The following is a 25,242-nucleotide window of genomic DNA, read 5'->3' as shown; positions in this document are numbered from 1 at the left end:
CCCTCTACCAAACGAAGGCGAGGACTTCCCCGCCCACTCCACGCTTGCCGGCCTGCTTGTCCGTCATGAGACCGCCGGACGTCGAGATGATCGCGACGCCCAGTCCACCCAGGACTCGGGGCAGGTTGTCCTTCTTTGCATAGACCCGCAGGCCGGGCTTGGAGACCCGGCGCAGGCCCGCGAGGGACCGCTCACGGGTCGGCCCGAACTTCAGCTCCACCACGAGGTTCTTTCCGACCTTGGCGTCTTCGACGCTCCAGGACTGGATGTAACCCTCCTGCTGGAGGATCTCGGCGATGTGCGCCTTGATCTTCGAGTACGGCATCGCCACACTGTCGTGGTACGCCGAGTTCGCGTTTCGCAGACGCGTCAGCATGTCTGCGATCGGGTCAGTCATCGTCATGGCCGGTGGCCTTCCTCACCGCGGTTTCCACAGGGGACCTACGGTGCGGTCATGGGCGCCTGTAGTCGGCGCCCGGTGAATACGACTTTCTATGTGCGGCCGGTGCCGCGCGCGGGCCCGTGATCGCTCACGGGGCCGCGCGGAGGGCTACCAGCTCGACTTGGTGATGCCGGGCAGCTCGCCCCGGTGCGCCATCTCGCGGAAGCAGATGCGGCACAGGCCGAACTTCCTGTAGACGGCGCGGGGACGACCACAGCGCGAGCACCGAGTGTACGCCCGGACCTCGAACTTGGCCTTACGAGCAGCCTTGACCTTGAGCGACGTCTTCGCCATGATCAGGCCTCCTTGAAGGGGAATCCGAGCTGCTTCAGCAGCGCCCGGCCCTGGTCGTCGGTCTTAGCTGTGGTCACGACCGTGATGTCCATACCACGCTGGCGGTCGACCTTGTCCTGGTCGATCTCGTGGAACATGACCTGCTCGGTGAGACCGAAGGTGTAGTTCCCGTTGCCGTCGAACTGCTTGGGCGACAGACCGCGGAAGTCACGGATGCGGGGCAGCGCCAGCGAGAGCAGCCGGTCGAGGAACTCCCACATGCGGTCACCGCGCAGCGTGACGTGTGCGCCGATCGGCATGCCCTCGCGCAGCTTGAACTGGGCGATGGACTTGCGGGCGCGGACGACCGCCGGCTTCTGGCCGGTGATCACGGTGAGGTCGCGGACGGCGCCTTCGATGAGCTTCGAGTCGCGCGCGGCCTCGCCGACGCCCATGTTCACCTTGATCTTGGTGATGGTGGGCACCAGCATGATGTTCTCGAACTCGAACTGCTCGTTCAGCTTCGCGATGATCTCTTCGCGGTAGCGCTGCTTGAGGCGCGGGAGGGCCCGCTGTCCGGTCTCGGTGGTGTTCGCGGTCATCAGTTGTCCTTACCCGTCTCCTCGGAAGCGGCCTCGGCCGACTCCTTCTTGGCGGGCTTGTCGTCCTTGGCAGGCTTCTCATCCTTGAGCTTCTTGACGTTGCTCACGTGGATGGAAGCCTCCATGGTCTGCACGCCACCGGCCTTGGCGCCGCGCGGACCCTGGTTGGTCTCCTTGGAGTGCTTCTTGACCATGTTGACGCCCTCGACCACCACGCGCTCCTCGCGCGGGTGGGCGGCGATCACACGACCCTTGGCACCCTTGTCCTTGCCGGCGATGACCAGGACGAGGTCACCCTTCTTCACGTGAAGCTTCGGCATTACAACACCTCCGGCGCGAGCGAGATGATCCGCATGAACTTCTTGTCACGCAGCTCACGTCCGACGGGACCGAAGATGCGGGTGCCCCGGGGGTCACCGCTGTCCTTGATGATGACGGCGGCGTTCTCGTCGAAGCGGATGTAGGAACCGTCGGGCCGACGGCGCTCCTTGACAGTGCGGACGATGACGGCCTTGACCACATCGCCCTTCTTCACGGTGCCGCCGGGAATGGCGTCCTTGACCGTGGCGACGATGATGTCACCGATTCCCGCGTAGCGCCGGCCCGAGCCACCGAGCACACGGATGCAAAGGACTTCCTTCGCACCGGTGTTGTCGGCGACCTTGAGCCGCGACTCCTGCTGGATCACTTGAACTCCTGTTTGTCTCGCTGGTTCTCACCCGTGGGTGAGCCTTGCGGAACCTGCTGGGTCTTTTTCCCCCGGCGACAGCCCCTCAGGACCGCCACCGCAGGCGGGGCGAAGATCGCTTCGCCCCCTTGGACGCCGTCGTGGGGGGTGACGGTGTCACCCCCCACGAGGCGCGTTGCCTACTTGGCCTTCTCGAGGATCTCGATGACCCGCCAGCGCTTGCTGGCGGACAGCGGCCGGGTCTCCATCAGGAGGACACGGTCGCCGACACCGCAGGTGTTGGCCTCGTCGTGCGCCTTGTACTTGGTCGTCCTGCGGATGACCTTGCCGTACAGGGGGTGCTTCACGCGGTCCTCGACAGCGACCACGACGGTCTTGTCCATCTTGTCACTGACGACCAGACCCTCACGGGTCTTGCGGTAGTTCCGCGTCTCGGTCGTGGTTTCCGTGGCCTCAGCCATCGATCGACTCCTTCTCTACCGTGACAATTCCGAGCTCCCGCTCGCGCATCACGGTGTAGATACGGGCGATCTCGCGGCGGACGGCACGCAACCGCCCGTGGCTCTCCAACTGGCCGGTCGCTGCCTGGAAGCGGAGGTTGAACAGCTCCTCCTTGGCTTCCTTCAGCTTCGTGACCAGGGTGTCCTGGTCTTCCACCCGCAGCTCACCGGCGGTCAGGCCCTTAGCCATCACGCCTCACCCACTTCACGCTTGACGAACCGGCACTTCATCGGCAACTTGTGCATCGCACGACGCAGGGCTTCGCGAGCCACCGGCTCGGCGACACCCGACAGCTCGAACATGATGCGGCCGGGCTTGACGTTGGCGATCCACCACTCCGGCGAACCCTTACCGGAACCCATGCGGGTCTCGGCCGGCTTCTTCGTGAGGGGGCGGTCCGGATAGATGTTGATCCAGACCTTTCCACCACGCTTGATGTGACGGGTCATCGCGATACGAGCCGACTCGATCTGGCGGTTGGTCACGTAGGAGTGCTCAATCGCCTGAATGCCGAACTCGCCGAACACGACCCTGGTGCCACCCTTGGCGGCGCCGTGACGGTCGGGCCGGTGCTGCTTGCGGTGCTTGACCCTGCGCGGGATCAGCATGGTCAGCTCCCTTCAGCACCCGGCTGCGCAGCCGGGCCGGTCTCGGGGGCAGCCTGCGAGGCCGCCTCGTTCCTGGGGGCGGCGGAGCCACCGGCACGGTCGCCACGGCCGGCACCGGCGCCACGACGGGCGCCACCGGCGCCGCCGCCACGACGGGGACGGTCGCCGCCGCCACCACCGGCACCGGGGCCACGACGGTCGTCGCGGTCACGACGCTGGCCGGCGCGAGCACCGGCGGCAGCCGCCTCGCGCTCGGCGCGGCTGCTCGGAGCCTCACCCTTGTAGATCCACACCTTCACGCCGATACGGCCGAAGGTGGTGCGGGCCTCGTACAGGCCGTAGTCGATGTCCGCGCGGAGGGTGTGCAGGGGCACGCGGCCCTCGCGGTAGAACTCCGAACGGGACATCTCGGCGCCGCCGAGACGACCGGAGCACTGCACCCGGATGCCCTTGGCACCGCTCTTCATCGCCGACTGCATCGCCTTGCGCATGGCACGGCGGAACGAGACACGGCTGGACAGCTGCTCGGCCACACCCTGGGCGACGAGCTGAGCGTCGATCTCAGGGTTCTTGACCTCGAGGATGTTCAGCTGGACCTGCTTCTTGGTCAGCTTCTCGAGGTCACCGCGGATCCGGTCCGCCTCGGCGCCGCGGCGGCCGATGACGATGCCCGGACGGGCGGTGTGAATGTCGACCTGAACCCGGTCGGTGGTCCGCTCGATCTCCACCTTGGAGATGCCGGCCCGCTCCATGCCCTTTTTGAGCATGCGGCGGATCGCCACATCCTCGGCAACGTACGACTTGTAGAGCTTGTCGGCATACCACCGGCTCTTGAAGTCGGTCGTGATGCCGAGGCGGAACCCGTGCGGGTTAACCTTCTGACCCACTAGCGGGTCCTCCCCTTCGGCTCGCGGGACTCCACGATCACGGTGATGTGGCTGGTCCGCTTGTTGATCCGATAGGCACGACCCTGAGCACGGGGACGAAACCGCTTCAGCGTCGGGCCCTCGTCGACCCAGGCACGGCTCACGAAGAGCGTGTCACGGTCGAGCTTGAAGTTGTGCTCCGCGTTGGCAATGGCGCTCGAGAGCACCTTGTACACGGTCTCGCTCGCCGACTGGGGAGCGAACTGCAGCACGGCCTGCGCCTCCGAAGCGGGCAGCCCGCGAATGAGGTCCACCACACGGCGGGCCTTCATGGGCGTGTGGCGCGCGAACCGCGCCTGAGCCCTGGCTTCCATCGCTTACTCCTCTTACCCTTCGTTTTGGTCGAGTCCGTCTCACCCTGAGACGATCGCTTCCGATCGTTCCCGGCTCGACGTCCTCTTCCTGAGGCGCTTATCGCCGGCTGCGGCGGTCTTCCTTGACGTGGCTGCGGAAGGTTCGCGTCGGAGCGAACTCACCCAGCTTGTGGCCGATCATCGACTCGGTGACGAACACCGGGACGTGCTTACGGCCGTCGTGAACGGCGATCGTGTGACCAAGCATGTCGGGCACGATCATGGAGCGCCGCGACCACGTCTTGATGACGTTTTTGGTGCCCTTCTCGTTCTGGACATCCACCTTCTTCTGAAGGTGGTCGTCCACGAAGGGACCCTTCTTAAGGCTACGTGGCATTTTGGCTGCTCCTACCGCTTCTTCCGCTTGGTACGACGGCGGATGATCAGCCGGTCGCTGGCCTTGTTCGCCGCACGCGTACGTCCCTCGGGCTTGCCCTTGGGGTTGACGGGGTGACGGCCGCCGGAGGTCTTACCCTCACCACCACCGTGCGGGTGGTCGACCGGGTTCATCGCGACACCGCGGACGGTGGGGCGCTTGCCCTTCCACCGCATGCGGCCGGCCTTACCCCAGTTGATGTTGGCCTGCTCGGCGTTGCCGACCTGGCCGATCGAGGCCCGGCAGCGAACATCGACCTGGCGCATCTCACCGGAGGGCATACGCAGCGTGGCGTACTGGCCCTCCTTGGCGAGGAGCTGAATCTGCGCGCCGGCGGACCGGCCCAGCTTGGCGCCACCACCCGGACGGAGCTCCACCGCGTGGATGAAGGTACCGGTCGGGATGTTGCGCAGCGGGAGGCAGTTACCCGGCTTGATGTCGGCCGTGGGGCCGTTCTCGATGTTGTCGCCCTGCTTCAGGCCGGTCGGGCAGAGGATGTAGCGCTTCTCCCCGTCGGCGTAGTGCAGCAGCGCGATGCGGGACGTGCGGTTCGGGTCGTACTCGATGTGAGCGACCTTGGCCGGGATCCCGTCCTTGTCGTGACGCCGGAAATCGATGATCCGGTAGGCGCGCTTGTGGCCACCGCCCTGGTGACGGGTGGTGACTCGGCCGTGGACGTTACGGCCACCCTTGCTGTGCAGGGGTGCAAGCAGCGACTTCTCGGGCGTGCTGCGCGTGATCTCGGCAAAGTCCGAGACGCTGGCGCCGCGGCGACCGGGGGTCGTCGGCTTGAGTTTACGGATGCCCATCTTTTTCGTTCATCCTTCGTCGGTTAATCCGGTCGAATGCCCCTCACCAGGTGGCGAGGGGCGTTCTCCCTGTACTTACTGAGCGAGCGCGTCAGCCGATCTGGCCGAAGATGTCAATCCGGTCGCCCTCGACCAGGCTGACGATGGCTCGCTTGGTGGCCGGGCGCTGGCCGTAGCCGAACCTGGTCCGCTTCCGCTTGCCCTGGCGGTTGATGGTGTTGACGCTGGCGACCTTGACACCGAAGATCTTCTCAACGGCGATCTTGACCTGCGTCTTGTTGGCCGTCTTCCGCACCAGGAACGTGTACTTGTTGTGCTCGTCGATCAAGCCGTAGCTCTTCTCGGAGACAACCGGCTTGATGATGATGTCGCGCGGGTCGGCGATCTTCTCCATCAGGCGTCTTCCTTCCCGCTCTTGCTCAGACGCGCCACGATCTGGTCGTACGCGTCCTGAGTGAAGATGACGTCGTCGTAGCAGAGCACGTCGTAGGTGTTGAGCTGCCCGGCGTCCAGAAGGTGGACCTCGGGGGCGTTGCGCAGGCTCAGCCAGCTGAGCTCGTCACCCTCGTCAACGACGACCAGGACGCTGCGCGCCTTGGTGATCCTGCGAAGCGACTCGAGAGCCGCCTTGGTCTTCGGGGTCTCCCCCGCGACCAGACCGCTGACCACGTGAACGCGGCCGCCGGTCGCCCGGTCGGACAGGGCCGCGCGCAGGGCGGCGGCCTTCATCTTCTTGGGAGTCTTCTGCGAGTAGTCCCGCGGAACCGGGCCGTGGACGATGCCACCGCCGGTGAACTGCGGGGCGCGGGTCGAACCCTGACGGGCGCGGCCGGTGCCCTTCTGGCGGTACGGCTTCTTGCCGCCGCCTCGGACCTCACCGCGGGTCTTCGCCTTGTGGGTGCCCTGCCGGCGAGCGGCGAGCTGGGCCACGACGACCTGGTGGATCAGCGGGATGTTGACCTTCGTACCGAAGATGTCCTCCGGCAGGTCGACGGTGCCGGCCTTCTCGCCGCTCACGTCGAGGACGTCAATGGTGCTCACTTGGCAGCCCCCTTCTTGGCGGCGGTGCGGACCAGGACCAGGCTGCCGTTGGCGCCGGGGATCGCACCCTTGATCAGGATGAGGCCCTTCTCGGCGTCCACGGCGTGAACCTTGAGGCTCTGGACGGTCGTGCGGACGTTGCCCATCCGGCCCGCCATGCGCACGCCCTTGAAGACGCGGCCGGGGGTGGCGCAGCCACCGATGGAACCGGGCGAGCGGTGCTTGCGCTGCGTACCGTGCGAGGCGCCGAGGCCCTTGAAGCCGTGGCGCTTCATGACACCCGCGAAACCCTTGCCCTTGCTCTTGCCCGTCACGTCGACGAACTGGCCGGCCTCGAAGGTGTCGGCGAGGAGCTCCTGGCCCAGGGTGTAGTCGCTCGCGTCGTCGGTGCGGATCTCCGCGAAGTAACGGCGCGGGGTGATGTCGTGCTTGCGCAGGTAGTCGCCGAGCGGCTTGTTGACCTTCCGCGGGTCGACCTGGCCGAAGCCCAGCTGGACGGCGGTGTAGCCGTCCTTCTCGGCGGTGCGGACGCGGGTCACGACGCACGGGCCAGCCTCGACGACGGTCACCGGGACCATCCGGTTGTCCGCGTCGAAGACCTGGGTCATGCCGAGCTTCTTGCCCAGGACGCCCTTGATCTTGTTAGCCATGTCAGTGCGTTCCCTCAGAGCTTGATCGAGATGTCAACACCGGCGGGAAGGTCGAGTCGCATGAGCGAGTCGACCGTCTTCGGCGTCGGATCGATGATGTCAATCAGCCGCTTGTGCGTGCGCATCTCAAAGTGCTCGCGGCTGTCCTTGTACTTGTGCGGCGAGCGGATGACGCAGTACACGTTCTTCTCGGTCGGCAGCGGCACCGGGCCCGCGACCTTGGCGCCAGTCCTTGTCACCGTCTCGACGATCTTCTTGGCCGAGACGTCGATGACCTCGTGGTCATAGGCCTTGAGCCGAATGCGGATCTTCTGTCCCGCCATAATGGCCTCGGTGTCCTTCACTGTCGTCTGAAAAAGTTACGTGCGGCCTGTTGCCGCTGTGTCATGGCCGGGCCCGTCTGGACGGTCCCGCCACGTCGTGCCGGAGCACGTCTCGCCCTGGGGCGGCGTTCTCCGCACATGCCCCACGTAGCAGACGCTGTGAGTCCGCGCTTTCTTCCGTGATCTGGCAATTAGTTCGGCCGGCGTTCGGCCGAACCAACTGCGAGATCACGGTTCGTGGGGTCCTGCCGAGGTCCACGCCCTGCGGCGCGGCCCCCTCGTGGGGAGGCGGCCGACCCTGTTTTCGGGGGCCGGCCGCCACTCCGCGATCGTACTACTTGATGATCTTGGTCACTCGACCCGCACCGACGGTGCGGCCACCCTCACGGATGGCGAACTTGAGACCGTCCTCCATCGCGATGGGCTGGATCAGCGCGACGTTCATCTCCGTGTTGTCGCCGGGCATGACCATCTCGGTGCCCTCGGGGAGGTTCACCACGCCGGTCACGTCGGTCGTACGGAAGTAGAACTGCGGGCGGTAGTTGTTGAAGAACGGGGTGTGGCGGCCGCCCTCGTCCTTGCTCAGGATGTAGACCTGGGCCTCGAACTCGGTGTGCGGGGTGGTCGTGCCCGGCTTGATGATGCACTGGCCGCGCTCGACGTCCTCGCGCTTGATGCCGCGCAGGAGCAGACCGACGTTGTCGCCCGCCTGGCCCTCGTCGAGGAGCTTGCGGAACATCTCGACACCGGTGACCGTGGTGGTGGTCTTGGTCTCCTTGATGCCGATGATGTCGACGGTCTCGTTGACCTTGACGATACCGCGCTCGATACGGCCGGTGACGACCGTGCCGCGACCGGTGATCGAGAAGACGTCCTCGATCGGCATCAGGAACGGCTTCTCGGTCTCACGAACCGGCTCGGGGACGTTCTCGTCCACGGCGGTCATGAGCTCGATGATCGAGTCGCCCCACTTGGCGTCGCCCTCAAGCGCCTTCAGCGCCGAGACGCGGACGACCGGCAGGTCGTCGCCGGGGAACTCCTGGGCCGAGAGAAGCTCGCGGACCTCGAGCTCGACGAGCTCCAGGATCTCCTCGTCGTCCACCATGTCGGACTTGTTGAGGGCCACGACGATGTAGGGGACGCCGACCTGGCGGGCCAGGAGGACGTGCTCCTTCGTCTGCGGCATCGGGCCGTCGGTGGCGGCGACCACGAGGATCGCACCGTCCATCTGAGCCGCGCCGGTGATCATGTTCTTCACGTAGTCGGCGTGACCGGGGCAGTCCACGTGGGCGTAGTGGCGCTTCTCGGTCTGGTACTCGACGTGCGCGATGGAGATCGTGATACCACGAGCCTTCTCCTCGGGCGCCTTGTCGATCTTGTCGAACGGGGTCGCCTCGTTGAGAGTCGGGAAACGCTCGTGGAGCACCTTGGTGATCGCCGCGGTCAGAGTGGTCTTGCCGTGGTCGATGTGCCCAATGGTGCCGATGTTTACGTGCGGCTTGGTCCGCTCGAACTTGGCCTTGGCCACTGCTCTCTCCTTAGAGATTCTGACGTGACTTGCGTCTTCATATTCGGGCTTGGGGGGCCGATCCCTCTCGGAACCGGCCGACGAGAAAGCTCTCGCCCCGCACCCCTCCGGTGCGGGAAGACGATCTCTCGCCTCCCGTGCCCGGAACGGTGCTGGGCTGCTCGCCCCGCACCCCTCCGGTGGCGGGGTGACGATCTCCTCGTCCACCCGCGCCCGGAACAGTGCCGGACTTACTCGCCCCGCACCTTCGCGACGATCTCCTTGGCGATGTGCGCAGGCACTTCCGCGTAGGAGTCGAACTGCATGCTGTAGCTCGCGCGTCCCTGCGTCTTGCTACGGAGGTCTCCCACGTAGCCGAACATCTCAGAGAGCGGCACGAGCGCCTTGATGATCCGGGCGCCGGAGCGCTCGTCCATCGCCTGGATCTGCCCGCGGCGACCGTTGAGGTCACCGATGACATCACCCATGTAGTCCTCGGGCGTGGTGACCTCGACGGCCATCATCGGCTCCAGGATTACGGCGTCTGCCCGGCGCGCGGCCTCCTTGAAGGCCATCGAACCAGCGATCTTGAAGGCCATTTCGGACGAGTCCACCTCGTGGTAGGCACCGTCCCGCAGGGTGACCTTGACCCCGACCATGGGGTATCCGGCGAGAACACCGAACTCGGCCGCCTCCTGGGCGCCCGCGTCGACCGAGGGGATGTACTCCCTCGGGATGCGGCCGCCGGAGACCTTGTTCGAGAACTCGTAACCGTCGTTGCCCTCGCCCAGCGGCTCAATGTCAATGATGACCTTGGCGAACTGGCCGGAACCACCGGTCTGCTTCTTGTGGACGTAGTCGACCTTCTCCACCTTGCGGCGGATGGTCTCCCGGTAGGCCACCTGAGGCCGGCCGATGTTGGCCTCGACCTTGAACTCGCGGCGCATCCGGTCGACGAGGATCTCCAGGTGGAGCTCGCCCATACCCCAGATGACCGTCTGCCCGGTCTCGTCGTCACGACGGACCTGGAAGGACGGGTCCTCCTCGGCCAGACGCTGAATCGCGGTGCCCAGCTTCTCCTGGTCGCCCTTGGTCTTGGGCTCGATGGCGACGCTGATGACCGGCGCCGGGAAGTTCATCGACTCCAGGACCACGGGGTGAGCCGGGTCCGACAGGGTGTCACCGGTGGTGGTGTCCTTCAGACCCATGACGGCGACGATCTGACCGGCGACAGCCGACGGGCGCTCTTCGCGCTTGTTGGCGTGCATCTGGTAGATCTTGCCGATCCGCTCCTTGCGGCCCTTCACCGAGTTGACCACGGCGGTGCCGGTCTCGAGCGTGCCCGAGTAGATGCGGATGTAGGTGAGACGGCCCAGGTGCTGGTCGCTCATGATCTTGAACGCGAGTGCGGAGAAGGGCTCGGTCACGTCCGCGTGACGCTCGATGACCTCCTCCTCCTTGCCGACCGCGTGTCCCTTGAAGGCCGGGATGTCGATCGGTGCGGGGAGATAGGCGACGATCGCGTCGAGCAGGGGCTGCACGCCCTTGTTCTTGAACGCGGTGCCGGTCAGGACCGGGTTGATGGCGCTGGCCAGCGTGGCGCGGCGGATGGCCGCGACCAGCTGCTCCTCGGTAGGCTCGACGCCCTCGAGGAAGAGCTCCATCAGCTCGTCGTCGTTCTCGGAGACCGTCTCGACCAGCTTGTCACGCCACTCGCGGGCGACCTCGACGTGCTCGGCCGGGATGTCGACGACCTCGTACATCTCGCCCTTGGCCGCCTCGGCGCTCCAGAGCAGACCCTTCATCGTGACCAGGTCGATGACGCCCTTGAAGTCGGCCTCGACGCCCCAGGGAAGCTGGATGACGGCGGGGGTCGCGTTCAGGCGGCTGACCATCATCTCGACGCAGCGGTGGAACTCCGCGCCGACCCGGTCCATCTTGTTGACGAAGCAGATCCTGGGCACTTCGTAGCGGTCGGCCTGACGCCAGACCGTCTCGGACTGCGGCTCGACACCGGCGACGGCGTCGAACACGGCGACGGCACCGTCGAGGACGCGGAGCGAGCGCTCCACCTCGATCGTGAAGTCCACGTGGCCCGGCGTGTCGATGATGTTGATCGTGTGGCCGAGCCATTCGCAGGTCGTGGCAGCGGAGGTGATGGTGATACCACGCTCCTGCTCCTGCTCCATCCAGTCCATCGTGGCTGCGCCCTCGTGGACCTCACCGATCTTGTAGTTGATACCGGTGTAGAACAGGATGCGCTCGGTCGTCGTGGTCTTGCCCGCGTCGATGTGGGCCATGATCCCGATGTTACGGACCTTGGCCAGGTCAAGAGCGGTCGTGGTGGCCACTTCTCTCGCGTCCTCGTCGTCTCGTCGAACCCGCTGTTACCAGCGGTAGTGGGCGAAGGCCTTGTTGGACTCGGCCATCTTGTGGGTGTCCTCGCGCTTCTTGACGCTTGCGCCGAGGCCGTTGCTGGCGTCGAGCAGTTCGTTCATGAGGCGCTCGGTCATGGTCTTCTCGCGGCGGGCGCGGGAGTACTGCACCAGCCAGCGCAGGGCCAGGGTGGTGCTGCGCGCCGCGCGCACCTCGACCGGGACCTGGTAGGTCGCGCCACCGACACGGCGGCTGCGGACCTCGAGGGTGGGCTTGACGTTGTCCAGCGCGCGCTTCAGGGTGACGACCGGGTCGTTGCCGGTCTTCTCCTTGGCGCCTTCGAGGGCGCCGTACACGATGGACTGGGCGATGGATCGCTTGCCGTCCAGGAGCACCTTGTTGATAAGCGCGGTGACCAGGGGCGAGTTGTGAACCGGGTCAGCCATGAGCTGACGACGGCCAGGAGAACCCTTGCGAGGCATTCCTACTTCTCCTTCTTCGCGCCGTAACGGCTACGGGCCTGCTTGCGGTTACGGACACCCTGGGTGTCGAGCGAGCCGCGGATGATCTTGTAGCGAACACCCGGCAGGTCCTTCACACGACCACCACGGACGAGCACGATGGAGTGCTCCTGGAGGTTGTGGCCGACACCGGGGATGTAGGCCGTGACCTCGATGCCGTTGGTGAGCCGGACACGCGCGACCTTGCGGAGGGCGGAGTTCGGCTTCTTCGGGGTCGTGGTGTATACGCGCATGCAGGTGCCGCGTCGCTGAGGGCTGGCCTTGAGCGCCGGGGTCTTGGTCTTGGTGACCTTGTCCTGGCGGCCCTTGCGGACCAGCTGCTGAATCGTGGGCACCGCGTCTCCGTTCGTGCTAGCCGGTAATTCGAATGTGGTGCATTTTGCAGGTACTGCCGGTGTCATGACCTGCGGTTCTTTCAGCCCCTCCGACCCACGCGGTCGGGCGTGTCGCGCACGTTCCGCGCCACATCCCGGTTAAGGCCGGTCCGGTGGAGGAGGCCACGCGGCGCCTCTGTCGACTCCACAGCGGGAACCTGTCGACGCGCACGCATGAAGGCCCATGAAGACATGGGCACGAAGGAAAAGACTACCCAGCCCAACGCAACACGTCAAAACGGTTGCACCCGCCAGGCGCCGGCGTTCGTGTCATGACTCCCGCGATCGGTTTCCGACCGACCGCTTCTGGGTCCGTGTCGAGTTTACCCGCCGCAGAGCACTTCTCCGGCCGTTCTCCGCATTAACGTACGGCTTTCGCCGCAACATTCCGGTCAAGAAAGGTCCACATCCCCCGCTACCGGGCCCGCGCAGGAGGGAAAAAGCGACGGCACCGGGGAGACGACCGCGGGGAGAGGGAGGGACTACGGCGGAAAAAGGCGACGGCGCCCGGTCCCCTTCCGGGGACCGGGCGCCGTTCGTGACCGTTCAGTCGTTCGTGACCACTCAGCGGTTGTACTGACCGAAGTCGTACTCCTCCAGCGGCACGGCCTCACCGGAGCCCGAGCCGAAGGTGTAGTCGGCCGCGGAGCCGTCGTAGCCGCCGACGGTGTACATGGCGGCCTTGGCCTCCTCGGTCGGCTCGACCCGGATGTTGCGGTACTGGGGCATGCCCGTACCGGCCGGGATGAGCTTTCCGATGATGACGTTCTCCTTGAGGCCGAGCAGCGAGTCCGACTTGGCGTGGATCGCCGCGTCGGTGAGCACTCGGGTCGTCTCCTGGAAGGACGCCGCGGACAGCCAGGACTCGGTGGCGAGCGAGGCCTTGGTGATGCCCATCAGCACCGGGCGTCCGGAAGCCGGCGTGCCGCCCTCCGCCACGCACTCGCGGTTGATCCGCTCGAAGCGCGGCCGCTCGACGAGCTCGCCGGGCAGCATGTCGGCGTCGCCGGACTCAAGCACGTTCACGCGCTTGAGCATCTGCCGCACGATGATCTCGATGTGCTTGTCGTGGATCGACACACCCTGCGAGCGGTAGACCTGCTGGACCTCCGCCACGAGGTGCAGCTGCACGGCCCGGGGGCCGAGGATGCGCAGCACCTCGTTGGGGTTGACCGCACCGGCGATCAGCTGGTGGCCGACCGTGACCCGCTGCCCGTCCGAGACCAGCATGCGCGACCGCATCGACACCGGGTACGCGACCTCCTCGGAACCGTCGTCCGGGACGATCACGATCTTCCGCGTCTTGTCGGTCTCGTCGACGCGGACCCGGCCCTCGGCCTCGCTGATCGGGGCGACGCCCTTGGGGACGCGCGCCTCGAAGAGCTCCTGGACACGGGGCAGACCGTGGGTGATGTCGGCGCCCGCCACACCACCGGTGTGGAAGGTACGCATCGTCAGCTGGGTGCCGGGCTCGCCGATCGACTGGGCGGCGATGATGCCGACCGCCTCGCCGACGTCCACGAGCTTGCCGGTCGCGAGTGAGCGGCCGTAGCAGGTGGCGCAGACACCGATCTTGGCCTCGCAGACGAGGGCGCTGCGGGTCCTGACGGTCTCCACACCGGCCTCGACCAGCGCGGTGACGTGGATGTCGTTGATGTCGACGCCCACCGGCACGATGATCTTGCCGTCCACCTCCACGTCCTCGGCGAGGATGCGGCCGTGCACGTTGCTCTCGGCGTTCTCCGCCTTGACCAGGTTGCCCTGGGCGTCGCGGTCGGCCACGTGCAGCGGGACGCCACGGTCGGTGCCGCAGTCGATCTCGCGGACGATGACGTCCTGCGCGACGTCCACCAGACGACGGGTCAGGTAACCCGAGTCGGCGGTCCGCAGCGCGGTGTCCGCCAGACCCTTCCGCTGGCCGTGGGTGGAGATGAAGTACTCGAGCACCGACAGGCCCTCGCGGAACGAGGCCTTGATCGGGCGCGGGATCGTCTCACCCTTGGTGTTGGACACCAGACCGCGGATGCCGGAGATCTGCCGGACCTGCATCAGGTTTCCTCGGGCGCCCGACTGGACCATCATCCAGACCGGGTTGGTCTTCGGGAACGCCTTCTGCATGTCGTCGGTCACGTCACTGGTCGCGTGCGTCCAGATCTCGATGAGCTCCTGGCGGCGCTCCTCGTCCGTGATCAGACCGCGCTCGTACTCGCGCTGGACCTTGTCGGCCCTGCGCTCGTACGTCTCCATGATCTCGGCCTTGTTCGGCGGCGCGATGACGTCCTCGATGGAGATCGTCACACCGGCCCTGGTCGCCCAGTAGAACCCGGCGTCCTTGAGGGCGTCGAGCGCCGCGGCGACCTCGACCTTGGGGTACTTCTCGGCGAGCTCGTTGACGATGACCGACAGTTGCTTCTTGCCGATCTGCGCGTTCACGTACGGGTAGTTCGCCGGCAGGGTCTGGTTGAACAGGCACCGGCCCAGGGTGGTCTCCAGGCGGTAGCTGTCACCCGCCTCCCAGCCCTCGGGACCGGCCCAGCCGCGGGGCGGCGGGACGTCGCCCTTCATCCGGATCTGGATCAGCGACTGGATGTCGAGCTCGCGGCGGTCGAAGGCCATGAGCGCCTCCGACACCGAGCCGAAGACCCGGCCCCTGCCGACACCGTTCTCGTCCTCGTCCTTGAGCGTGGTCAGCGAGTAGAGGCCGATGATCATGTCCTGGGTGGGCATGGTCACGGGCTTGCCGTCGGCCGGCTTGAGGATGTTGTTCGTCGACAGCATCAGGATGCGGGCCTCGGCCTGCGCCTCGGCCGACAGCGGCAGGTGCACGGCCATCTGGTCACCGTCGAAGTCCGCGTTGAACGCGGTGCAGACGAGCGGGTGGATCTGGATGGCCTTGCCCTCGACCAGCTGCGGCTCGAAGGCCTGGATGCCCAGGCGGTGCAGGGTCGGCGCACGGTTGAGCAGCACGGGGTGCTCGGTGATGACCTCTTCGAGGACGTCCCACACGACCGGCCGGGCACGCTCGACCATCCGCTTGGCCGACTTGATGTTCTGCGCGTGGTTCAGGTCGACCAGGCGCTTCATCACGAACGGCTTGAAGAGCTCAAGCGCCATCTGCTTGGGCAGACCACACTGGTGCAGCTTCAGCTGCGGGCCGACGACGATGACCGAACGGCCGGAGTAGTCGACTCGCTTGCCCAGCAGGTTCTGGCGGAACCGGCCCTGCTTGCCCTTCAGCATGTCGCTGAGGGACTTCAGGGGGCGGTTGCCGGGACCGGTGACCGGGCGGCCGCGGCGGCCGTTGTCGAACAGCGCGTCGACGGCCTCCTGGAGCATCCGCTTCTCGTTGTTCACGATGATCTCGGGGGCGCCGAGGTCGAGAAGCCGCTTGAGGCGGTTGTTCCGGTTGATCACCCGGCGGTACAGGTCGTTCAGGTCCGAGGTCGCGAACCGGCCACCGTCGAGCTGCACCATCGGGCGCAGGTCCGGCGGGATGACCGGGATGCAGTCGAGGACCATCCCGTTGGGCGAGTTGCGGGTGTTCAGGAACGCCGACACGACCTTGAGACGCTTGAGCGCGCGGGCCTTCTTCTGGCCCTTGCCGCTGCGGATCGTCTCGCGCAGGTTCTCGGCCTCGAGAGCGAGGTCGAAGTTGGTCAGACGCTCCTGGATCGCCTGGGCGCCCATGCCGCCGCGGAAGTAGCGGCCGAAGCGGTCGCGCATCTCGCGGTAGAGCAGCTCGTCGCCCTCAAGGTCCTGGACCTTGAGGTTCTTGAAGCGGCTCCAGACCTCGTCCAGCCGGTCCAGCTCGCGCTGGGCCCGGTCGCGCAGCTGCCGCATCTCGCGCTCGGCGCCCTCGCGGACCTTGCGGCGCTGGTCGCCCTTGGCGCCCGCGGCCTCAAGCTCGGCCAGGTCGGTCTCCAGCTTGCGCTGGCGAGCCTCGATGTCGGCGTCACGGCGCTGCTCGATGTGCTGCCGCTCGACGGAGATCTTCGCCTCGAGCGACGGCAGGTCACGCTCACGCATTTCCTTGTCGACGTGCGTGATCATGTAGGCCGCGAAGTAGATGACCTTCTCAAGGTCCTTCGGGGCCAGGTCGAGCAGGTATCCCAGACGGGACGGGACACCCTTGAAGTACCAGATGTGCGTGACGGGCGCGGCCAGCTCGATGTGGCCCATCCGCTCACGACGCACCTTGGCGCGGGTCACCTCGACGCCACAGCGCTCACAGATGATGCCCTTGAAGCGGACGCGCTTGTACTTACCGCAGTAGCACTCCCAGTCGCGGGTCGGACCGAAGATCTTCTCGCAGAAGAGTCCGTCCTTCTCGGGCTTGAGCGTCCGGTAGTTGATGGTTTCGGGCTTCTTCACCTCGCCGTGCGACCACTGGCGGATGTCGTCGGCGGTCGCGAGGCCGATCCGAAGCTCGTCGAAGAAGTTGACGTCGAGCACTATGTAATCCCCTCCTCAGCTTCTAGATCAGACCTCTTCGACACTGCTCGGCTCGCGCCGGGACAGGTCGATGCCGAGTTCTTCCGCGGCGCGGAAGACGTCTTCGTCGGTGTCGCGCATCTCGATGGACATGCCGTCGCTGGAGAGCACCTCGACGTTCAGGCACAGCGACTGCATTTCCTTGATGAGGACCTTGAACGACTCCGGGATGCCCGGCTCGGGAATGTTCTCGCCCTTGACGATCGCCTCGTAGACCTTCACGCGGCCGAGGACGTCGTCGGACTTGATGGTGAGCAGCTCCTGCAGGGCGTAGGCGGCGCCGTACGCCTCCAGTGCCCAGACCTCCATCTCACCGAAGCGCTGGCCACCGAACTGGGCCTTACCGCCGAGCGGCTGCTGGGTGATCATGGAGTAGGGGCCGGTCGACCGAGCGTGGATCTTGTCGTCGACCAGGTGGAGCAGCTTCAGGATGTAGATGTAGCCGACGGAGATCGGGTGCGGGAACGGCTCCCCGGAGCGGCCGTCGAACAGCTGGGCCTTTCCGTTCGCGCCGACCATGCGCCCGCCGTCCCTGTTGAGCAGGGTGTTGTCGAGCAGACCGATGATCTCTTCCTCGTTGGCACCGTCGAACACCGGCGTGGCCATGTTGGTGCGCGGCTCGACCTCGGTGAAGCCCTTGTCGCGCAGCCGCTCGGCCCACGCCTCCTGGATGCCGGTGATGTCCCACCCTCTGGCGGCGATCCACCCGAGGTGGGTCTCCAGGACCTGGCCGACGTTCATTCGGCCGGGCACGCCCAGGGGGTTGAGGATGATGTCGACGGCGGTGCCGTCCTCGAGGAACGGCATGTCCTCGACCGGGAGGATCTTGGAGATGACGCCCTTGTTGCCGTGACGGCCGGCCAGCTTGTCGCCGTCGGTGATCTTACGCTTCTGGGCCACGTAGACGCGGACCAGCTCGTTGACGCCGGGGGGGAGCTCGTCGCCCTCCTCGCGGCTGAACACGCGGACGCCGATGACCTTGCCCTGCTCGCCGTGCGGCACCTTCAGGGAGGTGTCACGGACCTCGCGGGCCTTCTCACCGAAGATCGCGCGGAGCAGGCGCTCCTCGGGGGTCAGCTCGGTCTCGCCCTTGGGCGTGACCTTGCCGACGAGGATGTCGCCGGGGACGACCTCGGCACCGATGCGGATGATGCCGCGCTCGTCGAGGTCGGCCAGGACCTCCTCGGAGACGTTCGGGATGTCCCGGGTGATCTCCTCGGGGCCCAGCTTGGTGTCGCGGGCGTCGACCTCGTGCTCCTCGATGTGGATCGAGGAGAGGACGTCGTCCTGCACCAGACGCTGGGAGAGGATGATCGCGTCCTCGTAGTTGTGACCCTCCCACGGCATGAACGCCACGAGGAGGTTCTTGCCCAGGGCCATCTCACCGTCGTCGGTGCAGGGACCGTCGGCGACGACCTGGTTGACCTCGATCCGGTCGCCTTCCTTGACGATCGGCTTCTGGTTGAAGCAGGTGCCCTGGTTGGAGCGCTTGAACTTGGCGACCCGGTAGGTCGTGCGGGTGCCGTCGTCGTTCATCACCGTGACGTAGTCGGCGGAGACCTCCTCGACCACGCCGGCCTTGTCGGCGGTGATGACGTCGCCGGCGTCGGTCGCGGCACGGTATTCCATGCCGGTGCCGACCAGCGGCGCCTCGCTCTTGAGCAGCGGCACCGACTGGCGCTGCATGTTGGAACCCATGAGCGCGCGGTTGGCGTCGTCGTGCTCCAGGAACGGGATCATCGCGGTCGCCACGGACACCATCTGGCGTGCCGAGACGTCCATGTAGTCGACCTCGTTGGCGCGCAGGGACTCGAACTCCCCGCCCTTCCTGCGGACGAGCACGCGCGGCTCGAGGAACGTTCCGTCGGGACCGATCGGCGTGTTCGCCTGGGCGATGACGTGCCGGTCCTCCTCGTCCGCGGTCAGATAGTCGACCTGGTCGGTGACCCGGCCCTCGACGACCTTGCGGTAGGGGGTCTCGACGAACCCGAAGGAGTTGACCCGGCCGAAGGAGGCCAGCGAGCCGATCAGACCGATGTTCGGTCCTTCCGGCGTCTCGATCGGGCACATGCGGCCGTAGTGCGACGGGTGGACGTCACGGACCTCGAAGCCGGCCCGCTCACGGGACAGACCACCGGGACCCAGCGCGGACAGACGACGCTTGTGCGTCAGGCCGGCCAGGGGGTTGGTCTGGTCCATGAACTGCGACAACTGGGAGGTGCCGAAGAACTCCTTGATCGACGCCACGACCGGGCGGATGTTGATCAGGGTCTGCGGCGTGATCGCCTCGACGTCCTGGGTCGTCATCCGCTCGCGGACGACGCGCTCCATGCGGGCCAGGCCCAGGCGGACCTGGTTCTGGATGAGCTCACCCACCGTGCGGAGACGGCGGTTGCCGAAGTGGTCGATGTCGTCGGTCTCGACGACGATCGAACCGTTGGCGCCGGGCATCTCGACCTCGCCGGCGTGGAGCCGGACGATGTACTCGATGGTGGCGACGATGTCGTCCTCGGTGAGCGTGCCCTGGGTGATCTCGCTGTCGACCCCGAGCTTCTTGTTGATCTTGTACCGGCCGACCTTGGCGAGGTCATAGCGCTTGGAGTTGAAGTACAGGTTCTCCAGCAGCGTCTGCGCCGACTCCTTGGTCGGCGGCTCGCCGGGGCGCAGCTTGCGGTAGATGTCGAGCAGCGCGTCGTCCTGGCCGGCCGTGTGGTCCTTCTCCAGGGTGGCGCGCATGGACTCGTACTGCCCGAAACGCTCAAGGATCTGCTCGCTGGTCCAGCCGAGCGCCTTGAGCAGGACGGTGACGGCCTGCTTGCGCTTGCGGTCGATGCGGACACCGACGCTGTCGCGCTTGTCGATCTCGAACTCTAGCCAGGCGCCCCTGGAGGGGATCACCTTGCATCCGTAGAGGTCCTTGTCGGAGGTCTTGTCGACGCTGCGGTCGAAGTAGACGCCCGGGGACCGGACCAGCTGGGAGACGACGACACGCTCGGTGCCGTTGATGATGAACGTACCCTTGCCGGTCATGAGCGGGAAGTCGCCCATGAACACGGTCTGGCTCTTGATCTCACCAGTGGTGTTATTGATGAACTCCGCCGTGACGAACATCGGGGCGGAGTAGGTCATGTCCTTGTCTTTGCACTCATCGACGGAGTACTTAGGCGGCTCGAACCGGTGATCGCGGAACGACAGGGACATAGTCCCGGAGAAGTCCTCGATGGGACTGATCTCCTCAAAGATCTCTTCGAGGCCCGACTGGGCCGGAACGTCCTTGCGCCCGGCCTGGCGAGCCGCCTCGACCCGCCCCTTCCACTTCTCGTTGCCGAGCAACCAGTCGAAGGACTCGGTCTGAAGAGCGAGAAGGTCAGGAACTTCTAGCGGCTCCTGAATTCGTGCGAAAGACACACGACGGGGACCGGCGGGTACGGCGAAGGCGTTGCGCGAGGCTGCCAACAGATGTCCTTCCGAGGGCTCGCGGCGGACTGACTACACGCACGCCAGACGACCATGCATCAGAGCACCAAAAGAAGCGGGTCGTCAAAGGGCAGCGCAAAGGGGCAGTGTAGCCGAACGGCATACACCTGTCCACTTCAGTCTCGCTGCAAGCTCCACGTTGGTCGCAGCATCGCCCGTCAGAGCCGAAACGTCAAGCCCGGGAGCTGACATTTCGGCCGGGAAATAGCCGAGACCCTGGGAGTTTTCCCACCGGGTGACCTGCGTACACCACAAGGCCGGAGACGATGTCCCACCTGGTGTGGCTGACGCTGAGTCACGCGGCGGATCGAACATCAGCCAGGGGATCGACTGACGATCGACGCTGCCATGGCCGATGTACCCAACCGCGAACCCAGCCTAAACCGAGGCTTTGCTAACAATTGAATAAAGCGACGCGCCGATCAAGGTGGTGGGGGATCTCCGAGCAGCGTGGAGAGCTCCGAGACCAGCCAGCGGGAGTCCTTCTTGATCATGATGAACCTGGCCCGGTTCTGGCTGACGACCCGGCGGGGCTCCTTCTCCCCCTCGGGGGTCCTGACCGTGCTCATGCTCATGAAGAGCAGCACCTCGACCCGGCCGGAATCCCCGGACTCCACCGACTCGACCCCGGCCCCGGTCACCGCGGCCTGCTGCACCGTCTTCTGCTTCCTGGCCTGCGGAGCCATGCTCCTGGCCAGCTGCCGGTAGTGCAGGCTGAGCGCCCCGGTGGTGTATCCACCCGCTCTTGCGAAATCCTGTTCGATCGTACGATAGTCGTACGACAGCATGTCGGGGGCGACCGAACGGGCCGCGGCGAGCGCCTCCCGTCCCGCCGTCTCGTCCGCGCGCAACCGGCTCAGGTCGGTGAACATGATCCAGACGGCCGCCGCGAGCGCGAGCGCGACGGCGACCATGAGCCCGATCGCCAACCGGGAGGCACGTCTCACAGCACCAGCTCCGCCTTGGACACGAGCCAGGCTCCCCCCACTTTGGTCACTTCCATGTTCCACCGGTAGAACCGCTCCCGCGGGGCGTCCTTGCTCCCGTCCTGCCGGATCACCGCGTCGCCCACCACCATCACCTGGGCCGTGCCCCCCCTCAGCGAGACCAGCCCCGAGGCCCGCAGCGCGCCCGTCTGGAGGATCTTGTCCTTGACCGTGCTCCTCTTGAGCTCCGCGGCGGTCCTCGCGTACTCGGCCCTGGCCACGCCCGTGGAGGTGCCGAGGATGCGCCCGATGTCCTCGTCGACGCTCCTGTAGCCGACGGAGAGCAGATGCACGGCGTGCGCCCCCGCCGCCCGCAGCGCGGCCTGCCGGTCGTCAGCGGCCGTCTGAGCGTCGCGCAGGGTGGCGCCGACCCAGAAGGCGGCGGCCAGCAGCACCGCGATCAGCACCCCCAGCAACGGCCCCGCGATCCTGAGCGGGCGACGGGAGCGGCGCGAGCGACGGGAGCGAGTGGCGTGCACTGCCATGCGTTCTCTCCCATCGCACGGTCTGCGGAACGCGGGCCGGCGAGCGCGGACGCCTCGCCACGCGGGCCGGCATGCTCCCCGACCGCCGGATCATAACCCGCCACGCAGATCCGCATAACGGCCTTCGCGCACATGCCTCGGGCCATTTCGCCCGGCTCTTCACCCCGTTCCGGGAACGGCGAGGCGTCCGGCCACCTGACCGCGGTCACCCCTCGCCGCCGACGCGCCCCCCGACCAGCCGCTTCCGCCCCCCAGGCCGGTACGAGCCGGTCTCACCCGCGTACGAGCCGGCCCGACGGCGGAAACACGAAAAGAGCGGGCCACCGGCACCAGGTGGACCCGCTCTTTCCGGTGAGACGAACTACTTGACGGTCACCGAAGCGCCGGCGCCCTCAAGGGCGGCCTTGGCCTTCTCGGCCTGCTCCTTGTTGACCTTGCCGTCGAAGACGGACTTGGGAGCGCCGTCAACGAGGTCCTTGGCCTCCTTGAGGCCCAGGCTCGTCAGGGCGCGGATCTCCTTGATGACCTGGATCTTCTTCTCGCCGGCACCCTCGAGGATGACGTCGAACTCGTCCTGCTCCTCGACCTCTTCGACAGCGGCCGCACCGGGGGCGGCGGCGGCGACGGCGACGGGGGCAGCGGCCTTGACGTCGAAGGTCTCCTCGAAGAGCTTCACGAAGTCGGACAGCTCAAGAAGAGTCATCTCCTTGAAAGCGTCGAGCAGCTCGTCGGTGCTGAGCTTCGCCATGATGGTTCCTCCATACGGATCTGAACTACTAAAGAAAGATGGGACCGCGGTTTGCGTTAATCCCCTGTGACCGCCTGCGCGGACCTACTCGCCGGCGCCTTCGCGCTTGGCGCGCAGGGCCTCGGCCAGCTGAGCCATGTTGGTGGGCAGCGCGTTGAAGACGGCGGCCGCGTGGCCCTGCTTCGCCTTCATGGCACCGGCCAGCTTCGCGAGGAGAACCTCACGCGACTCAAGGTCGGCAAGCTTGCTGATCTCGTCCGGCGTCATCGACCTGCCGTCGACGACACCGCCCTTGATGATCAGAAGGGGATTGGCCTTGGCGAAGTCACGCAGACTCTTGGCAGCCTCGACCACGTCGCCGTTGACGAACGCGATCGCCGACGGACCCGCGAGCAGGTCGTTGAGCTGGTTGAACCCGGCCTCGATGGCCGCGATCTTGGTCAGCGTGTTCTTCACCACGGCGAACTTCGCATTCTCACCGAGGGAAACGCGCAGCTGCTTGAGCTGGGCGACGGTGAGACCGCGGTATTCGGTCAGAACGGCAGCATTGGATCCGTCGAAGCTGCTCTTCAGCTCAGCGACAGCCGTTGCCTTTTCTGCCTTCGCCATGGGCCTCCTTCCAGATGTGCCGCCGGGGCAAGAGCCCAGAAAAGCGAACAAGCCCCGGCGCAGGCGCGCGGGGCTCACATGAGGAGGTTAGTCCAGATGAAAACTCACATCACAACCTACGCGGGCCGTCCACTGACGTGGATCCTTAAGCCGTCAAGCCATGCGACTTGACGACGACCGGCGGTCTTCGGCGTTGACAGCTTACGTGCTGCCGCCACGAATGCCAACTCGGCGCCCGGAGCCCTCCCTGACAGAGGGCCACGAAAACAGAGGGCCACGAAAAAGGCTCGCGCCCCCGGCCGGTGGGCCGGGGGCGCGGATCTCGGGGAAACGTCAGTTTCCGCCGCGGTGCTCGGGCAGGTCGCCCACCTGGTCGGCGGGCGGGGCGGTGATCTCCACGGGCTCGTTGAAACCCTTGAAGAGCGCCGTCAGGTTGAACGTCGCGTCCTTCTCGGAGCCGCTGAGCGTAACCTTGCGGGGCAAACTCTGGGCGTCGGCCCAAAGGTCGAACTTCACGTTCTTGGCCTGCGAGAGTTGCTCCTGGAGCCGCTCACGCTTGGCCGGGTCGATCAGCTGGGCGGCCTCGGCGACCGGGAAGGTGCCGCTGTAGTGGGTCGTGTCGACCCCGCCGACCGTCTCGGTGCCGACCGCCTTGACGTCCTTCGACGCGGTCAGCAGCTTGACGGTGCCCGCCAGGTCGAACTGCTGGGCCTGGTCCATGAACTTCCTGATCTCGGACTGCCCCTTGGCGTCGAGCTCGCTGAGCGACACCTTGGTCCACGGCTTGTCGGTGCCCGCGAACCTGTTGATGAGCTCGGACTTCACGTAGACCGTGTCACCCGACAGGATGGCCCGCGCCCCACCGGGCACGTTCTGGCCGCCGAAGGTGATCGTGTCGAGCCTGATGTCCGTCGCCAGCTCGGGCTTGCTCTGGTAGAGCATGCTGCCCTGGATCTTGCCCGCGCCCTTCGAGTCGCCACTGGCGTCGACAACCAGGTCCGCGGAGTAGGAGGTGACCTCCTCGGCCTTCTGAGCGCTCTGCTGCACCGCGTCCGCCGCGGCGAGTTTGACGTTTCCGAGGGAGCTGGTGCCCTGCGCACCGCATCCCGCGACCGCGACGAGCGCGGCCGCTCCCAGTGCAACTACGGGAGCCAATCGGCGCATTTTGTCTTCACCCTTTCGTTCCCCCGATGATCCTGACTAAGACACTACGCGTCGGCAAAGCCGGGCGCGTCGTCCGGGAGAACGAAGAAAGGCCTCAACCGAATGGCCATTCGGTTGAGGCCTTTCTCAGAGGACGTCTGGTATCAGGCGTCGAGCTCGGCGGTCAGCGCCCGCGTCAGGTTGGGGTCGACCGGGATGCCGGGGCCCATGGACGTGGAGAAGACGACCTTCTTGACGTAACGTCCCTTGGCAGCGGACGGCTTGAGACGCAGCACCTCGTCGAGGGCGGCGGCGTAGTTCTCGATGAGCTGGCGCTCACCGAAGGACACCTTGCCGATGATGAAGTGCAGGTTCGCGTGCCGGTCGACACGGAACTCGATCTTGCCGCCCTTGATGTCGGTGACGGCCTTGCCGACGGCCGGGGTCACGGTGCCGGTCTTGGGGTTCGGCATCAGGCCACGGGGGCCGAGCACGCGGCCCAGACGGCCGACCTTGCCCATGAGGTCCGGGGTGGCGACGACGGCGTCGAAGTCGAGGCGGCCCTTGGCGACCTCGTCGATCAGCTCGTCCGCACCGACGATGTCGGCACCCGCGGCGCGGGCCTCCTCGGCGCGGTCACCGGTCGCGAAGACCAGGACCCGGGCGGTCTTGCCGGTGCCGTGCGGGAGGTTGACGGTGCCGCGGACCATCTGGTCGGCCTTGCGGGGGTCGACACCCAGCCGCAGGGCCACCTCGACGGTGGCGTCGAACTTGGCCACGTTGGTGTCCTTGGCCAGCTTGGCCGCCTGGGCCGGGCTGTACAGGGCATCGCGGTCGAACTGCGCCGTCGCGGCGCGGTATCCCTTGCTGCGCTTCATGTGATCACTCCTGTGGATCCGAGTGTTCGTGGTGCGGGCCAGCGCCTGGCCCCTC

General features: G+C 66.3%; 28 protein-coding genes. All 28 read right to left on the bottom strand.

The features are described from left to right. Positions 1-4: 4 nt before the first annotated feature. Positions 5-403, bottom strand: coding sequence for a 30S ribosomal protein S8 (rpsH, locus tag OG587_RS12680; RefSeq protein WP_329089949.1), 399 nt, complete (start codon positions 401-403; stop codon positions 5-7). 147 nt (positions 404-550) lie between these two features. Further along, on the bottom strand, positions 551-736 hold the full coding sequence (locus OG587_RS12675; RefSeq protein WP_012887844.1) for a type Z 30S ribosomal protein S14: 186 nt from the start codon (positions 734-736) through the stop codon (positions 551-553). Positions 737-738: 2 nt separating this feature from the next. Then, entirely contained in the window at positions 739-1,317 is a 579-nt protein-coding gene (rplE, locus tag OG587_RS12670) for a 50S ribosomal protein L5 (RefSeq protein WP_329089947.1), read from the bottom strand. Further along, the gene (gene rplX, locus OG587_RS12665; protein WP_329089945.1) at positions 1,317-1,637 is read right to left on the bottom strand and encodes a 50S ribosomal protein L24; all 321 of its coding nucleotides are present in this window, start codon (positions 1,635-1,637) and stop codon (positions 1,317-1,319) included. Before rplX ends, rplE begins: the two co-directional genes overlap by 1 nt. Then, a complete protein-coding gene (gene rplN, locus OG587_RS12660; RefSeq protein ID WP_012887841.1) occupies positions 1,637-2,005 on the bottom strand; it encodes a 50S ribosomal protein L14 in 369 nt (122 codons plus the stop codon). The genes rplX and rplN overlap by 1 nt, the downstream gene beginning before the upstream one ends. A 179-nt stretch (positions 2,006-2,184) precedes the next feature. Then, positions 2,185-2,466, bottom strand: coding sequence for a 30S ribosomal protein S17 (gene rpsQ, locus OG587_RS12655; RefSeq protein WP_326635528.1), 282 nt, complete (start codon positions 2,464-2,466; stop codon positions 2,185-2,187). Continuing rightward, positions 2,459-2,695 carry a 50S ribosomal protein L29 gene (gene rpmC, locus OG587_RS12650; protein WP_030912909.1) on the bottom strand — a complete coding sequence of 79 codons (237 nt, stop codon included), beginning with the start codon at positions 2,693-2,695 and terminating at the stop codon, positions 2,459-2,461. Before rpmC ends, rpsQ begins: the two co-directional genes overlap by 8 nt. Then, positions 2,695-3,114, bottom strand: coding sequence for a 50S ribosomal protein L16 (gene rplP, locus OG587_RS12645; RefSeq protein WP_030912912.1), 420 nt, complete (start codon positions 3,112-3,114; stop codon positions 2,695-2,697). The genes rpmC and rplP overlap by 1 nt, the downstream gene beginning before the upstream one ends. A gap of 2 nt (positions 3,115-3,116) precedes the next feature. Further along, positions 3,117-4,001: a 30S ribosomal protein S3 gene (gene rpsC / locus OG587_RS12640; RefSeq protein ID WP_329089943.1), complete on the bottom strand. Its 885-nt coding sequence runs from the start codon at positions 3,999-4,001 to the stop codon at positions 3,117-3,119. Continuing rightward, positions 4,001-4,354 carry a 50S ribosomal protein L22 gene (gene rplV, locus OG587_RS12635; RefSeq protein ID WP_030912916.1) on the bottom strand — a complete coding sequence of 118 codons (354 nt, stop codon included), beginning with the start codon at positions 4,352-4,354 and terminating at the stop codon, positions 4,001-4,003. The genes rpsC and rplV overlap by 1 nt, the downstream gene beginning before the upstream one ends. Positions 4,355-4,451: 97 nt before the next feature. Then, positions 4,452-4,730 carry a 30S ribosomal protein S19 gene (gene rpsS, locus OG587_RS12630; RefSeq protein WP_012887835.1) on the bottom strand — a complete coding sequence of 93 codons (279 nt, stop codon included), beginning with the start codon at positions 4,728-4,730 and terminating at the stop codon, positions 4,452-4,454. Between the two features lie 11 nt (positions 4,731-4,741). Beyond that, positions 4,742-5,578, bottom strand: coding sequence for a 50S ribosomal protein L2 (rplB, locus tag OG587_RS12625; RefSeq protein ID WP_329089941.1), 837 nt, complete (start codon positions 5,576-5,578; stop codon positions 4,742-4,744). 91 nt (positions 5,579-5,669) lie between these two features. Beyond that, positions 5,670-5,972: a 50S ribosomal protein L23 gene (gene rplW, locus OG587_RS12620; RefSeq protein WP_030912923.1), complete on the bottom strand. Its 303-nt coding sequence runs from the start codon at positions 5,970-5,972 to the stop codon at positions 5,670-5,672. Then, positions 5,972-6,619, bottom strand: coding sequence for a 50S ribosomal protein L4 (gene rplD / locus OG587_RS12615; protein ID WP_329089939.1), 648 nt, complete (start codon positions 6,617-6,619; stop codon positions 5,972-5,974). The genes rplW and rplD overlap by 1 nt, the downstream gene beginning before the upstream one ends. Next, positions 6,616-7,269 carry a 50S ribosomal protein L3 gene (gene rplC, locus OG587_RS12610; RefSeq protein WP_329089937.1) on the bottom strand — a complete coding sequence of 218 codons (654 nt, stop codon included), beginning with the start codon at positions 7,267-7,269 and terminating at the stop codon, positions 6,616-6,618. Before rplC ends, rplD begins: the two co-directional genes overlap by 4 nt. Before the next feature lie 14 nt (positions 7,270-7,283). Beyond that, complete coding sequence (gene rpsJ, locus OG587_RS12605; RefSeq protein WP_030912931.1) at positions 7,284-7,592, bottom strand: 30S ribosomal protein S10; 309 nt, start codon at positions 7,590-7,592, stop codon at positions 7,284-7,286. A gap of 334 nt (positions 7,593-7,926) precedes the next feature. Beyond that, positions 7,927-9,120, bottom strand: coding sequence for an elongation factor Tu (gene tuf, locus OG587_RS12600; RefSeq protein WP_329089935.1), 1,194 nt, complete (start codon positions 9,118-9,120; stop codon positions 7,927-7,929). Positions 9,121-9,350: 230 nt separating this feature from the next. Next, positions 9,351-11,399: an elongation factor G gene (gene fusA, locus OG587_RS12595; protein ID WP_443075614.1), complete on the bottom strand. Its 2,049-nt coding sequence runs from the start codon at positions 11,397-11,399 to the stop codon at positions 9,351-9,353. An 87-nt stretch (positions 11,400-11,486) separates the two neighbouring features. Next, positions 11,487-11,957, bottom strand: a complete 471-nt coding sequence (rpsG, locus tag OG587_RS12590; protein ID WP_012887827.1) for a 30S ribosomal protein S7 — start codon at positions 11,955-11,957, stop codon at positions 11,487-11,489. A 2-nt stretch (positions 11,958-11,959) separates the two neighbouring features. Beyond that, complete coding sequence (rpsL, locus tag OG587_RS12585; protein WP_012887826.1) at positions 11,960-12,331, bottom strand: 30S ribosomal protein S12; 372 nt, start codon at positions 12,329-12,331, stop codon at positions 11,960-11,962. Positions 12,332-12,934: 603 nt separating this feature from the next. Continuing rightward, positions 12,935-16,822: a DNA-directed RNA polymerase subunit beta' gene (locus tag OG587_RS12580; protein WP_329089926.1), complete on the bottom strand. Its 3,888-nt coding sequence runs from the start codon at positions 16,820-16,822 to the stop codon at positions 12,935-12,937. Between the two features lie 27 nt (positions 16,823-16,849). Beyond that, complete coding sequence (rpoB, locus tag OG587_RS12575) at positions 16,850-20,317, bottom strand: DNA-directed RNA polymerase subunit beta (RefSeq protein WP_329089924.1); 3,468 nt, start codon at positions 20,315-20,317, stop codon at positions 16,850-16,852. Between the two features lie 443 nt (positions 20,318-20,760). Continuing rightward, the gene (locus OG587_RS12570) at positions 20,761-21,285 is read right to left on the bottom strand and encodes a hypothetical protein (RefSeq protein ID WP_329089922.1); all 525 of its coding nucleotides are present in this window, start codon (positions 21,283-21,285) and stop codon (positions 20,761-20,763) included. Continuing rightward, the gene (locus OG587_RS12565) at positions 21,282-21,809 is read right to left on the bottom strand and encodes a hypothetical protein (RefSeq protein ID WP_329089920.1); all 528 of its coding nucleotides are present in this window, start codon (positions 21,807-21,809) and stop codon (positions 21,282-21,284) included. The genes OG587_RS12570 and OG587_RS12565 overlap by 4 nt, the downstream gene beginning before the upstream one ends. A gap of 361 nt (positions 21,810-22,170) precedes the next feature. Next, positions 22,171-22,557, bottom strand: coding sequence for a 50S ribosomal protein L7/L12 (rplL, locus tag OG587_RS12560; RefSeq protein ID WP_329089918.1), 387 nt, complete (start codon positions 22,555-22,557; stop codon positions 22,171-22,173). 84 nt (positions 22,558-22,641) lie between these two features. Next, complete coding sequence (gene rplJ / locus OG587_RS12555; RefSeq protein WP_329089916.1) at positions 22,642-23,166, bottom strand: 50S ribosomal protein L10; 525 nt, start codon at positions 23,164-23,166, stop codon at positions 22,642-22,644. Positions 23,167-23,499: 333 nt separating this feature from the next. Next, positions 23,500-24,330, bottom strand: a complete 831-nt coding sequence (locus OG587_RS12550; protein ID WP_329089914.1) for an LppX_LprAFG lipoprotein — start codon at positions 24,328-24,330, stop codon at positions 23,500-23,502. A gap of 143 nt (positions 24,331-24,473) precedes the next feature. Then, the gene (gene rplA / locus OG587_RS12545; protein ID WP_329089912.1) at positions 24,474-25,187 is read right to left on the bottom strand and encodes a 50S ribosomal protein L1; all 714 of its coding nucleotides are present in this window, start codon (positions 25,185-25,187) and stop codon (positions 24,474-24,476) included. Positions 25,188-25,242 lie beyond the last annotated feature (55 nt).

The organism is Streptosporangium sp. NBC_01469 (assembly GCF_036227305.1).
GTDB lineage: Bacteria > Actinomycetota > Actinomycetes > Streptosporangiales > Streptosporangiaceae > Streptosporangium.
The sequence above is the reverse complement of the archived record's forward strand: the minus strand, read 5'-3'. Positions and strand labels throughout refer to the sequence as shown.